This window comes from Kribbella aluminosa (genome assembly GCF_017876295.1).
Lineage (GTDB): Bacteria > Actinomycetota > Actinomycetes > Propionibacteriales > Kribbellaceae > Kribbella > Kribbella aluminosa.
Genome location: NZ_JAGINT010000001.1, coordinates 973,077 through 984,839, shown reverse-complemented (window position 1 = coordinate 984,839; position 11,763 = coordinate 973,077). Strand labels below are relative to the sequence as shown.

Annotated in this window: 11 protein-coding genes; 6 read left to right on the top strand and 5 right to left on the bottom strand. The window is 69.7% G+C overall.

Annotated elements, in window-relative coordinates; genetic code table 11:
• The first annotated feature begins 28 nt into the window (after positions 1 to 28).
• On the top strand, positions 29 to 2,014 hold the full coding sequence (locus JOF29_RS04880) for an MFS transporter (RefSeq protein ID WP_245357449.1): 1,986 nt from the start codon (positions 29 to 31) through the stop codon (positions 2,012 to 2,014).
• Positions 2,015 to 2,047: 33 nt separating this feature from the next.
• Here JOF29_RS04880 and JOF29_RS04875 read toward each other — a convergent pair whose 3' ends face one another.
• Positions 2,048 to 3,586 (bottom strand): MFS transporter, encoded by a 1,539-nt coding sequence (locus JOF29_RS04875; protein ID WP_209693038.1) that lies wholly within the window; start codon positions 3,584 to 3,586, stop codon positions 2,048 to 2,050.
• 193 nt (positions 3,587 to 3,779) lie between these two features.
• Here JOF29_RS04875 and JOF29_RS04870 point away from each other — a divergent pair, with 193 nt between their 5' ends.
• Positions 3,780 to 4,508 (top strand): TetR/AcrR family transcriptional regulator, encoded by a 729-nt coding sequence (locus JOF29_RS04870; protein WP_245357897.1) that lies wholly within the window; start codon positions 3,780 to 3,782, stop codon positions 4,506 to 4,508.
• Positions 4,509 to 4,510: 2 nt separating this feature from the next.
• On the opposite strand, the gene JOF29_RS04865 is transcribed toward JOF29_RS04870, so the two are convergent.
• Both JOF29_RS04865 and larE read right to left on the bottom strand, forming a co-directional pair.
• Positions 4,511 to 4,894, bottom strand: a complete 384-nt coding sequence (locus JOF29_RS04865) for a cold-shock protein (protein WP_209693036.1) — start codon at positions 4,892 to 4,894, stop codon at positions 4,511 to 4,513.
• Positions 4,895 to 5,040: 146 nt separating this feature from the next.
• Positions 5,041 to 6,498 carry an ATP-dependent sacrificial sulfur transferase LarE gene (gene larE / locus JOF29_RS04860; protein ID WP_307863148.1) on the bottom strand — a complete coding sequence of 486 codons (1,458 nt, stop codon included), beginning with the start codon at positions 6,496 to 6,498 and terminating at the stop codon, positions 5,041 to 5,043.
• A 184-nt stretch (positions 6,499 to 6,682) separates the two neighbouring features.
• On the opposite strand from larE, the gene JOF29_RS04855 reads away from it, so the two are divergent.
• From JOF29_RS04855 to JOF29_RS04845, 3 genes are read left to right on the top strand one after another with little or no spacing between them, the layout of a single operon-like run.
• Positions 6,683 to 7,612 (top strand): TauD/TfdA dioxygenase family protein, encoded by a 930-nt coding sequence (locus JOF29_RS04855; protein WP_209693035.1) that lies wholly within the window; start codon positions 6,683 to 6,685, stop codon positions 7,610 to 7,612.
• 55 nt (positions 7,613 to 7,667) lie between these two features.
• The gene (locus JOF29_RS04850; protein WP_209693034.1) at positions 7,668 to 8,276 is read left to right on the top strand and encodes a TetR/AcrR family transcriptional regulator; all 609 of its coding nucleotides are present in this window, start codon (positions 7,668 to 7,670) and stop codon (positions 8,274 to 8,276) included.
• Positions 8,273 to 9,223, top strand: coding sequence for a R2-like ligand-binding oxidase (locus tag JOF29_RS04845; RefSeq protein WP_209693033.1), 951 nt, complete (start codon positions 8,273 to 8,275; stop codon positions 9,221 to 9,223). The genes JOF29_RS04850 and JOF29_RS04845 overlap by 4 nt, the downstream gene beginning before the upstream one ends.
• On the opposite strand, the gene JOF29_RS04840 is transcribed toward JOF29_RS04845, so the two are convergent.
• Entirely contained in the window at positions 9,194 to 10,351 is a 1,158-nt protein-coding gene (locus tag JOF29_RS04840) for an MFS transporter (protein WP_209693032.1), read from the bottom strand. The genes JOF29_RS04845 and JOF29_RS04840 overlap by 30 nt on opposite strands.
• A gap of 90 nt (positions 10,352 to 10,441) precedes the next feature.
• Here JOF29_RS04840 and JOF29_RS04835 point away from each other — a divergent pair, with 90 nt between their 5' ends.
• Positions 10,442 to 11,317 carry a LysR family transcriptional regulator gene (locus JOF29_RS04835; protein WP_209693031.1) on the top strand — a complete coding sequence of 292 codons (876 nt, stop codon included), beginning with the start codon at positions 10,442 to 10,444 and terminating at the stop codon, positions 11,315 to 11,317.
• On the opposite strand, the gene JOF29_RS04830 is transcribed toward JOF29_RS04835, so the two are convergent.
• Positions 11,310 to 11,750, bottom strand: coding sequence for a winged helix-turn-helix transcriptional regulator (locus JOF29_RS04830; protein WP_209693030.1), 441 nt, complete (start codon positions 11,748 to 11,750; stop codon positions 11,310 to 11,312). The genes JOF29_RS04835 and JOF29_RS04830 overlap by 8 nt on opposite strands.
• Positions 11,751 to 11,763: the final 13 nt, after the last annotated feature.

Here is an 11,763-nt window from a genome sequence, read left to right as displayed (position 1 = left end):
TGTCCCCGGGAAGAGGCAGGATGGTTTCATGCACTCCCCCGGCCCGTCCGACCCGAACGCCCGCGACAACCGCGGCGCGCCGTCCGGTGGTGGACACGAGCCGGGGAACGGCGAGCGCGCTCCGGGCGGACAGCCCGCGAGCGAGCGGTCAGGTGGGGACGTGGGGGACAACGGCGTACGCGGCGGCAACCCGTCAAGAGGCGCACCACGGAGCGGGGACGGGGGTGGGGCGGCGAAGTCGGCTGGGGATCGGCTTGGGGATGCCCGGGAGCGGGTCGGGAGTGCGGGCAAGAAGGTCGGCAGTGCCAGTAAGAAGGTCGGCAGTGCCAGTAAGAAGGTCGGGCATGCCTCGAAGGTCGGCGCGGAGGGCGTTGCGTCGGCTTCGCGGAAGGCGGCGACGGTCGGGGGGAAGTTCGGGCGGGCGACCGGGCGGCGGATCCGTGGGCTGACCGGTGCGCAGGGTGCGGGCGAGTCGGGGCTGTCGCGGCTGATCGAGCTCGGCGCGGTGAATGCCGCCGGTGACACCGCGTTCGCCGTGTCGCTGGCCGGGACCGTCTTCTTCACCGTGCCGAGCGACCAGGCGCGGGACCGGGTGGCGCTGTTCCTGCTGCTGACGATGGCCCCGTTCGCGTTGATGGCGCCGCTGATCGGCCCGATCCTCGACCGGTTCCGGCACGGCCGCCGGTGGGCGATCGGCGCGACCCTCGGCGCCCGCGCGTTCCTGGTCTGGGCGCTGGCATCCTCGATCTCCAGCCACAACTCCGTCTGGCTGTACCCGGCGGCGCTCGGCTGCCTGGTGGCCTCGAAGGCGTACGGCGTCACCCGCGCCTCCGCCGTACCGCGGCTGCTCCCGAAACAGATCACGCTCGTCACGGCCAACTCCCGGATCTCGCTCGCGGGAGTCGCCGGTGGGGCGATCGGCGCGGGACTCGCGGGTGCGTTCGCCGCGATCGGCCCGCAGTGGTCGCTGCGCTGGGCCGCGCTGGTGTACATCGTCGGCCTGGTCCTCGCGATCCGGCTGCCGGGCGCGGTCGACTCCCCCGCCGAAGAAGAGGCCACCGGCACGGCGGGCCGCGAGGCCCGCAAGCGCGCTATCACCGCCGCGGTGTCGCGCGGGATCCGCTGCAACCTCGGACTGCGGTTCGTGTCCGGGTTCCTGACCATGTACCTGGCGTTCCTGCTCCGCGACCAGCCGATCAGCGGCGTCAAGGGTGCGGTCGCGGCCGGTGCGGTGATCGCCGCGGCCGGCATCGGCAACACCCTCGGCACCCTCCTCGGATCGTTGCTCAAGGCCCGTAAACCGGAGGGCGTCGTCCTCGTCGTACTGCTCGCGGACGCCGCCGTCGCGGTCGCTGTCGCGGTGCTGTACGGCCTCCCGATCCTGGTGGCGCTCGGCCTGGTCGCCGGGTTGTGCAGCTCGCTCGGGAAGCTGTCGCTGGACGCGATGATCCAGCGCGACGTGCCGGAGTCCGTGCGTACGTCGGTGTTCGCGCGTTCGGAGACCGTGCTGCAGCTCGCGTGGGTGATCGGTGGCGGGTGCGGGATCCTGCTGCCGTTGATCCCGCGGCTCGGCTTCGGGTTCCTCGCCGGCGTGCTGCTGATCGTCGTCTTCCTGGTACTGCGGATGCGCCCCGCGGCCCGCCCGACCGAAGGCCCGCTCCGTCCCGGCGGCCTCGGCGGCCCGCGCACCGACGGCCCGCATCACCCGCACCGGCAGCCGTCGTACGACGAGCATTCCGAGAGCACGACGCGGACCATCCTCAGCGTCGCCGAGCAACGCGCGAACCGGGAACGCCGCTCGACCTCCCACGACGAGCCGACTGTCGAATGGCGCTCGGGCGATCAGAAGCCCCCGCCCGAACAGCCGGTCGGCCGCTGGTGGAGCGGCCAGCCCGCGGACGACGAGGACACCACCGAAGAACAACCGGCGCCCTGGTCCGAGGAGCCCACCGAGGAACGCAACCGCTCCCCCTTCAAACGCCGCCCCGGCGACCCCCGCCGCCCACCCCGATAGCCAAAATCTTCCCCACAGCTGCCGTTCCCAGGATCAGGCTGCGGGAGCCAGGTCCGCCTCCTCGGGGGCGGGCTCCTCGGTCGGGCTCGGGTGGGTGGTGCCGCGGAGGGTGAGGGTGGTGATGATCGCGGTGGTCAGGAGGAGGATGGCGCCGACCAGGGCGACGGCGTTCATGCTGTGCGTGAAGGCGTGGCGGGCGGTGGTCAGGACCGTGCCGGCCAGTTGGGCGGGGAGGTGGGCGGCCGCGGCGGTGGCGGCGGGCAGACCCTCGCGGACTGGGCCGGCCACACCAGCGGGGAGGTCGGACCGGTAGACCGCGGTGCCGATCGAGCCGAGGACCGCGATCCCGAGCGCTCCACCGAACTCGGAGCAGGTCTCCATCACCGCGGACGCCGACCCGGCACGCTCCGGAGCGACCGAACCGACAACAGCCTCGGTCACCAGCGTCATCACCATCACCAGGCCCGCCGCGAGCAGACCGGCGCCGGCCAGCGGGACCACCAGCGACGAGTCGACGTGCACCTGGGTGAGTACGCCGTACCCCGAAGCCGCGAGCACGAAGGCCCAACCGATGACGTAGGCCCGATCCAGCTTCCCGGCCAGCACGGTCGCCAAGGGAGCGGCGCCACCGACCAGCACCGACGGCGCCAGCGACCACAGCGCGGCCTTCAGCGGCGAGAGCCCGTGCACCAGCTGCAGGTACTGCGTGAGGAACACTGCGTTCCCGACCAGCGCCAAGGTCCCGATCGTGTTCGCGGCCAGTGACCCGCTGAACGCACGGTTCCGGAACATCGACAGGTCCACCATCGGGTGCTCCGCGGTCCGCTGCCGCCGCACGAACAGCACCCCGAGCACCAGCCCGGCGACGATCGCGACCACCGGCGACGCCGACCAGCCGTGAGCGGCCAACTCCTTGATCCCCCAGATCACCGGCAGTACGGCGGCCAGCGACAGCACCGAGCCCAGCAGGTCGAACCGCCCGCGCACCGGCGCCTTGAACTCCGGCAGCAGCGCCGGCGCGAGCACCACCAGCAGCACCATCGCCGGGGTGTTGATCAGGAACACCGAACCCCACCAGAAGTGCTCCAGCAGGAACCCGCCGAGCACCGGACCGAGCGTGATCCCGCCCATCATCACCGCGCTCCAGAACGCGATCGCCTTCGACCGCTGCTTCGGGTCGTGGAACATGTTCCGGATCAGCGCCAGGGTCGACGGCATCAGCGTCGCGCCGCCGATACCGAGGACGGCGCGGGCGGCGATCAACTGCTCCGGGTTCTGCGCGTACGCCGCGGCGACGGACGCGAGCCCGAACCCGATCGCGCCGAACAGCAGCAGCCGGCGGCGGCCGATCCGGTCGCCGAGCGAGCCCATCGTGATCAGCAGGCCGGCGAGCACGAACCCGTAGATGTCGAAGATCCACAGCTGCTCGGTCGCCGACACGCCGAGGTCCGCGCTGATGAACGGGACCGCGAAGTACAGCACCGAGACGTCCATCGAGACCAGCAGCAGCGGCAGCGCGAGCACGCCGAGAGCGATCCACTCCTTGCGTCCCGCCCGTTGGTTCGTACCCATGACACCCCTCCGGTTTATCTGTCTACGCCGCACACTGTGTGCGCCATACACAGACCATACACACGACTGTCTATGCTGTAAACAGATAGGATGAGAGGAAAGCAGCCTCGCTTCGCTCGGCGGAGCGGAGGGAGAGGATGCGGAAAAGCAGCCTCGCTTCGCTCGGCGGAGCGGAGGGAGAGAGTGGGTGACTATGGAAGAGCTACCGAGGGTCTTGCAGCAGCTCTGGGGGATCGAGGGGCGGAGCCGGCCGGGGCCCAAGCCGGCGTTCCACATCAGCGACATCGCGCGGGCCGCGGTCAAGCTGGCGGACGCGGGTGGGCTGGCGGCGGTCTCGATGAGCAAGGTGGCCGCCGAGCTCGGCTTCACCACGATGTCGCTCTACCGGTACGTCGACGCCAAGGACGACCTGTACGTCGTGATGCTCGAGCACGCCTTCGCCGAACCGCCGGCATTCGACCCGGAGCGCGGCTGGCGGGAGAAGGTCACCGCGTGGGCGCAGGCGTTCCGCGACGGGCTGCGGCAACACCCGTGGATCCTGCAGATCCCGATCCAGGAACCGCCACTGTCACCGCACCAGCTGGCCTGGATGGAGGCCGGCCTGCAGGCGTTCGACGGTACGCCGCTGGCACCGCAGGACCGGCTGTCCGCGATGCTGCTGGTGAACATCTACGTCCGCGGTACGGCGCAACTCACCGCGAACATGCTGACCGAGCCCGACGCCGTACAGGTAGCCGACCGGCTCTACACCCAGCGGCTGGCGATGCTGGCGACCCCGGACCGGTTTCCGGGCATCGCCGCAACCCTCGAGGTGCCGCCGGACGAGGGCTACGCCGGCGACTTCGACGCGGCCGAGTTCGGCTTCGGACTGGACACCGTCCTGGACGGCATCCAGTCCCGGATCGATCGACTGACGAGCTGACCTCAGACGTCGAGTTTGTCGGCCACACCTCGGAGGACGGTCGCGACCTGGCGGGCGGACTTGTTGTCGGGCTGGCGGCCGTGGCGGTAGCCCTCGCCGATCCGATCGAGAAGTTTGATCAGGTCCTCGATGACGACCTGCATGTCCTCGGGCTTCGGGCGCATCGCCTTCGCCACCGACGGCGGCGGGTCGATCAGCCGGACCTGCAGGGCCTGTTCGCCCTTGCGGCCCTCGACGACGCCGAACTCGACCTTCTGGCCCGGCTTCAGGTTGGTCACACCCGACGGCAAGGCCTCGGCGCGGACGTAGACGTCCCCGCCCTCCTCCTTGCTGAGGAATCCGAACCCCTTCTCGGAGTCATACCACTTCACCTTGCCTACGGGCACGGGAACCCCATCTGTAGAAATCAAGCACAGCAGTCGTGAATCGTTCGGAATCGAAAACCAAGCGTACGTGAAGCGGCGCAACGGCGCCTCCGGGAAAGTACCTGATCAAGCAGTCTTCCCGCACCCTTTAGAGGTTGCGGTACTTCTCAGGTTCCGGCAGCCGCTCGTTCATCGACCCGGAGCGGAATCCGCGCGGGTCGACCTGCGCGGTCGCGAACCCTTCCGCGACCACCGCGTCGACCAGGTCCTGCCGGTCCACCCGGTCCAGCAACGCCGCGTCGATCTCGATCGAGGCGCTGTCGCCGAGGTCGCGGACGCGTACGTTCTCGACGCCGTACGACGCCAACCGGTCGCGGACCGCCTGCTCGGCACGGTCGACCCGGACGAGCAGATTCGGGGTGATCCGGATGCCGTACGCGATCCGGCTCGACAGGCAGGGCCGCGGCCGGCTTGTCGGACGTGTCCAGTCCCCAGCTGCGCGACGCCTTCCGGATCTGCGCCTTGGTCAGCCGGGCGTCCCGCAGCGGCGTCAGCGCGCCGCGTTCGAACGCCGCCCGGATCCCGGGGCGGAAGCCGGCGATCGCGTCGTCCGCGTTGGTCCCGGTGGCGATCGCGGTGATGCCGAACTCGTCCGCGATCGGCTGCAGCGTCTCGATCAGCTCGGCCTTGCAGAAGTAGCACCGGGCACCCGAGTTCGCCTGGTAGCCCTCGCGCTCCATCTCGTGCGTGTGCGGGGTGACATGCCGTACGCCGAGACCGTCCGCGAACCGCGCCGCCGGCTCCAGCTCGGCGGCCGGCAACGACGGCGAGACGGCGGTCGCGGCGATCACGTTCGCCGGGCCGATCGCCCGCGCCGCGGCCGCCAGCAGGAACGCCGAGTCGGCGCCGCCGCTGAACGCGACGACCATCTTGTCGTACGACGACAGCCGTCGCATCAACGCCTCGAGCCGCTGCTCGAGCACGTACTCCTCGAGCCACGCCGGGAACTCGGTCAGGTCGTTCAGTACGACGTCGGCGCCGTACGCGCGCAGCTCGTCCGCGGTGAACGGGCCGGTCGCCACCGACACCGCGACCGCACCGGCGGCATGCGCGCCGTCGATGTCCGCGGTGTGATCGCCGACGAAGACCGTCGCCTGGTGCTCACGCAGCGCCGTACCCTTCTCGGCTCCGTGCAGGTCGCCGACCGGCTCGTCGACGTCCAGGTCGAGGTGCTCCAGGTGCAGCCGGACCGACGGGGTGTACTTCGCGGACACCACCATCGTGCGGCCGCGGAGCGCGCGGATCGCGGCCAGCGACTCGGCCACGCCCGGCAGCGGCAGGCTGCCCGAGATCGCGTGCTCCGGGTAGTGCTCGCGGTACCGGGCGACCATCGCGTCGACCTGCTCGGGCGGGAACCAGTTCGCCATCTCCCAGGTCAACGGCGGCCCGAGCCGGCTGACGACCAGCTCGGAGTCGATCGGTACGCCGGTCTCCGCGGCCAGCAGGTCCCAGACCGCCTGGATCCCGGGCCGGGAGTCGATGAGCGTCATGTCCAGGTCGAACCCGACGACCAACTCCGGCACGTCGGCGGTCTCAGGGGCGGATTCAAGAGCGGCGGTTGACACGCCCCCAACACTACGTGACCCGTCACGCACCCGGTCTCGCATCCCGAAACAACCCCAAAAGCTACTAAATCAGTAGAAAAATAGAAGTTAACCGACCCCCGCCCCTCGCTTCGCCCGGGGCGGGGGGAATTTCCAGCAGCCGGTCACCGGGCGAGCCGGCCGGCGCGACCGGAGGGAGCACGTCATGACCGCACAACTGCAAGCACCGGAAATCACCGTCAGCAAGGTGGGTGGGACGCTCGGGGCGGTAGTCGGCAAAGTCCGGCTGGGTGGGGACCTGGCGCCGGAGACCGTGGCAGCGATCAGGAGCGCGCTGCTCGAGCACAAGGTGATCTTCTTCCGCGAGCAGCAGCACCTCGACGACGCCGGTCAGCTCGCGTTCGCGAAGCTGCTCGGGACGCCGACGCTCGCGCACCCGACCTCGAAGAGCCTCGACGGCGCCACGAACGTGCTGCCGATCGACTCCGACTACAGCAAGGCGAACAGCTGGCACACCGACGTCACGTTCATCGACCGGATCCCCGCGATCAGCCTGCTCCGGGCGGTCACGCTGCCGGCGTACGGCGGAGACACCACCTGGGCGAACACCGTCACGGCGTACGCGAATCTCCCGCAGGCACTGCAGGCGCTGGTCGATCGGCTGTGGGCGGTGCACAGCAACGTGTACGACTACGCCGGCCACGCGGACGAGGGGCGGATCGGCGGGGTGGACGTGAAGTACGAGGAGCACCACAAGCAGTTCGAGTCCAAGCTGTTCGAGACCGAGCACCCGGTGGTCCGCGTCCACCCCGAGACCGGCGAGCGCTCCCTGGTCCTCGGTCATTTCGTACGGCGGTTCGTCGGCCTGAGCTCCACCGAGACCACCGCGCTCTTCAACCTGCTGCAGAACCGCGTGACGAACAACGACAACACCGTCCGCTGGCACTGGCAGCCCGGCGACCTGGCGATCTGGGACAACCGCGCGACCCAGCACTACGGCGTCGCCGACTACGACGACCTGCCGCGCCGGCTGCACCGGATCACGCTCGCCGGCGACGTACCGGTGAGCGTCGACGGGGTCCGCAGTACGCCGCGCACCGGCGACGCCTCGCACTTCTCCGCACTTGACAACTGAGGACACACTGTCCGGACTCTTGACATCCGGACCATTTTTGTAAACCCTCGTCCGCATGGACTCGTTTGCCGACCGGACCAGACGCCGCCTTCGTGACGAGTTGTTGGACGCTGCACAGGACGCCATCGAGACAGGTGGGTACGACGGGCTCCGGATGGCCGAGGTCGCCCGTCGTACTGGGGTGTCCCGGCAGACCGTCTACAACGAGTTCGGGGACAAGTGGGGCGTGCTGGAGGCCGTCGCGGGACGCGAGACCGAGCGGTTCCTGCTGGACGTGAACGCAGCGCTCGCCGAGCAGTCCGATCCGATCGACGGCCTCCGGGCCGCGGTCGAGCGGGCGCTCACGCTGGCCAGGGAGAACCCGCTGGTGAAGGCGGCGCTGGGCCGGCCGGGATCGGACCAGGCCAGTCAGCTGCTGACGACACGGGGGCAGCAGGTGCTGGAGCTGGCACACCTCCGGCTGGATGCCCATGTCAGGGAGCACTGGCCGGAGGTACCCGCAGAGGACGCGACCAGCTGCGTCGACGTCGCCTTGCGCGTCGTCATCAGCCACATCGTCACCCCGGGCCCTCCCCCGGCGGTGGTGGCGGCGCAGCTGGCTCGCGTTCTCTCTCCCCTCTTGAAACAGCACCGTCCCGCCGAATCCAGGAGGCTGCACGTATGAACGAACTGCACAGGCAGGGTTTCAGCTCACTGAAGGCCGGCGGGCTCAACTGGGACGCGCTGCCGCTGCGGCTGTTCGACAAGGGCAACCGCAAGTTCTGGAACCCGCGGGACATCGACTTCAGCCAGGACGCGAAGGACTGGCAGGAGCTGGGCGACAACGACAAGGACAACGCGTTGCTGCTCTGCTCGCAGTTCATCGCCGGCGAGGAGGCGGTCACCGAGGACCTGCAGCCGTTCCTGCAGGCGATGTCAGCCGAGGGGCGCTTCGGCGACGAGATGTACCTGACGCAGTTCTGCTTCGAGGAGGCCAAGCACACCGCGGTCTTCCGGCTCTGGCTGGACGCGGTCGGCGTCACCGAGGACCTCCATCGGTACGTCGAGAACAACCCGGGGTACCGCGCGATCTTCTACGAGGCGCTGCCGGTCGCCCTGAAGTCGCTCGCCGACGACCCGTCGCCGTCGAACCAGGTGCGCGCGTCCGTGACCTACAACCATGTGGTCGAAGGGACGCTCGCGCTCACCGGGTACCACGCGTGGAACCTGCTCTGCACGTCCCGCGGCGTACTGCCCGGAATGCAGGAGCTGATCCGCCGGATCGGTGACGACGAGCGGCGGCACATGGCCTGGGGCACGTTCACCTGCCGCCGGCACGTCGCCGCCGACGAGTCGAACTGGAAGGTCGTCACGGACACGATGGAGGAGCTCCTCCCGCATGCGCTGACGCAGATCCAGTGGGCTCTCGACAACTCGGCAGAGCTTCCGCCGGAGATCAACCCGACCGCCCTGATGACGTACGCCGGTGACCGCGCCACCCGCCGGCTCGGTGCGATCGAGTCGGCGGTCGGCGCGGACGTCGCCGGGATCGACCTGGACTACTCGCCGGAGAAGCTCGAGGACACCTTCGGCGACGAGGACTCAGCCGCGCTGGCGGCGGTGCGCCAGTAGTACGACAAGCGCCGCGGTCGCGAGGACCGCGGGGAGCCAGGTGACCGTCGCCACACCGAAGCGGTCGGCGACCTGGCCGCCGGTGAAGGCGCCCAGTGCGATCGATCCGTTGTACACCCCCACCAGGACAGCGGACGATGATTCGGGGGCACTGGGCGCCGCGGCGTGCGCCCACGCCTGCGTGCTGACCGTCGTACCGCCGTACGCGAAACCCCAGATCACCAGCAGGACAAGGGATCCGGCGACCGTCGCGCCGACTGTTGGCATGACCAACGTCGCGAGGGCGATACCTGCAGCGATGACGGTCAGGGCTCGGTGCGGGCGGAGGGCGCCGGTGAGGAAGTTGCCGAGGACACCGGCCACGCCGTACGCGAGCAGGAACGCACCGATCAGCACTGGGGCGATGCGGGGTTCGAGGAGTGGGCGGATGTAGGTGTACGCCGCGAAGTGCCCGGTCACGATCAACGCGACGAGGACGAGCCCCACGCGGACCTGGCTTCGTTTGAGCACCTGTCGTACGTCACGTAGCCGGACGGCGCGCTCCGGTGGGAGGCTGGGCAGGTTGATGCTCAGGGCAACGGCTAGCACCAGGGCGAGTACGCCGACGCCGGCGAAGGCCCAGCGCCAGCCGGCCAGCTCACCGACGTACGCGCCGGCCGGAATGCCGAGGACGGAGGCGATGCCGATACCGGAGAAGATCAGGGAAGTGGCGGGGCCGGCGGCGGTCGGCGGTACTACGCGGCGGGCGAGGCTGACCGTGAGGAGCCAGACGCCGCCGATCGAGATGCCCATCAGGACCCTCGTCACCATCAACACGGAGAAGTCGGACGTGATGGCGGCGGCGAACGCCGACGCAGCCAGCAGCACCATCAATCCGCCCAGTACTGCGCGGCGGTCCAGCCGGCCCAGCATCAACGGGAGAACCGGCGCGGCAACTGCGGAAGTCACACCTGTTGCCGTCAGCGCCAGGCCCGCGGCGCCGTCCGTTACGTGGAGGGATTCGCTCATCGGGGTGAGTAGGCCGACGGGGAGCATCTCGGCGGTCACCACGGTGAAGACGGTGGCTGCCATCGTCACGGACGCGGCCCACCCGCGCGTCTCGACCGCGTCGGCGCAGATTGTTGTCATGTCACCAGTGAGCGGCCGGAGAGCGGTGTGGAACAACGACGATCTGGTGATGCTTGTATTAGTAGGGCTAATCGATCGAAGGGGTGCGACGTGGCGCTCGACGTCCGCGAACTGGAGTGCTTCCTGGTGCTGTCCGAGGAGCTGCACTTCGGGCGTACCGCGGAGCGGCTCTACCTGTCGCAAAGCCGGGTCAGCCAACTGCTGCAGTCGCTCGAACGGCGGATCGGCGGCCCGTTGTTCGAGCGGACCAGCCGGCGGGTGGCCCTGACGCCGCTGGGCAAGGAGTTCCTGACCTCGCTGCGGCCGGCGTACGCAGCGCTGGAGCGCGTGGTCGAGAATGCCCGCCAGTACGCCGCCGCCGTCAAAGGCACGCTCCGGATCGGGTTCCAGGGTGCGGCGAGCGACGAGATCCTCCGGGCGGTGTCGGCGTTCCAGTCGCGTAATCCGAACTGCCTGATCAACGTCTGCGAACTCCCCCTGAACGACCCGTCCGGCGGACTCCGTCGCCGAATGATCGACGCGGCCGTCGTACTGCTGCCGGTCGCCGAGGACGATCTGGTCGTCGGCCCGGTCTTCTCACGTCACCCGCAGACGCTCGCCGTCTCACAACGCCATCGCTTGGCCGCGCGGACCTCGATCGACGCCGAGGAACTGGCAGGCGAAACCCTGATCGCATACTCCGGCCCGGCGCCCGGGTACTGGCGCCAGGCCCAGGCGCCGACCCAGACCCCGGCCGGCGCGCTCATCCATCGCGGTCCCGAGGTCGCCACGCTGCAGGAGGGCCTGTCACTGATCGCCGCCGACCGCGGCGCGATGCTGATCTGCGAATCCACCGCCGCCAACAACCACCGCGCCGACATCACCACCGTCCCACTGACAGGCTTCCCGGACTCCGCCCTCGCCCTCGTCTGGCGCCGCGGCGAGGAGACCCCGTCCATCCGCGCCTTCGCGGAGCACCTCAGCTGAGCTCTTTGCGTACCTCTGTGTCGGCGGAGGTGAGCAGGCGGCCGTCGGCGGCGTGGACTTCGAGGGGGCGGAGGGGTTGCCGGTCGCGGCGGTCGAGTAGTTGTGAGTGGGGTTCGTTCGCGTCGAAGGCGAACGCCTCGCCCCACTGCCGTAGCGCCACGACGACCGGGAACAGAGCCTCACCCTTGGGCGTCAGCACGTACTCGTGACGCGCCCCGGCCGGAACCTGCTCGAGGATCCCGCTGTCGACCAGCGCCCGCAGGCGCGCGCTGAGGATGTTCTTGGCCACCCCCAGGCTGCGCTGGAAGTCACCGAACCGGCGGCTGCCGTCGAACGCGTCCTGCACGATCAGCAACGACCACCAGTCGCCGACCGCGTCCACCGACCGTGCGACCGGGCAGCTCTCACCGTCGAACCTGGTCCGTTTGACCATCCCACACCTCCTG

Coding starts and splice junctions, on each gene's coding strand:
- JOF29_RS04845 (WP_209693033.1), top strand. CDS start 8,273: ATGAACGAACTGCACAGGCAGGGTTTCAGCTCACTGAAGGCCGGCGGG.
- JOF29_RS04880 (WP_245357449.1), top strand. CDS start 29: ATGCACTCCCCCGGCCCGTCCGACCCGAACGCCCGCGACAACCGCGGC.
- JOF29_RS04875 (WP_209693038.1), bottom strand. CDS start 3,586: ATGGGTACGAACCAACGGGCGGGACGCAAGGAGTGGATCGCTCTCGGC.
- JOF29_RS04870 (WP_245357897.1), top strand. CDS start 3,780: ATGGAAGAGCTACCGAGGGTCTTGCAGCAGCTCTGGGGGATCGAGGGG.
- JOF29_RS04850 (WP_209693034.1), top strand. CDS start 7,668: ATGGACTCGTTTGCCGACCGGACCAGACGCCGCCTTCGTGACGAGTTG.
- JOF29_RS04840 (WP_209693032.1), bottom strand. CDS start 10,351: ATGACAACAATCTGCGCCGACGCGGTCGAGACGCGCGGGTGGGCCGCG.
- JOF29_RS04830 (WP_209693030.1), bottom strand. CDS start 11,750: ATGGTCAAACGGACCAGGTTCGACGGTGAGAGCTGCCCGGTCGCACGG.
- JOF29_RS04855 (WP_209693035.1), top strand. CDS start 6,683: ATGACCGCACAACTGCAAGCACCGGAAATCACCGTCAGCAAGGTGGGT.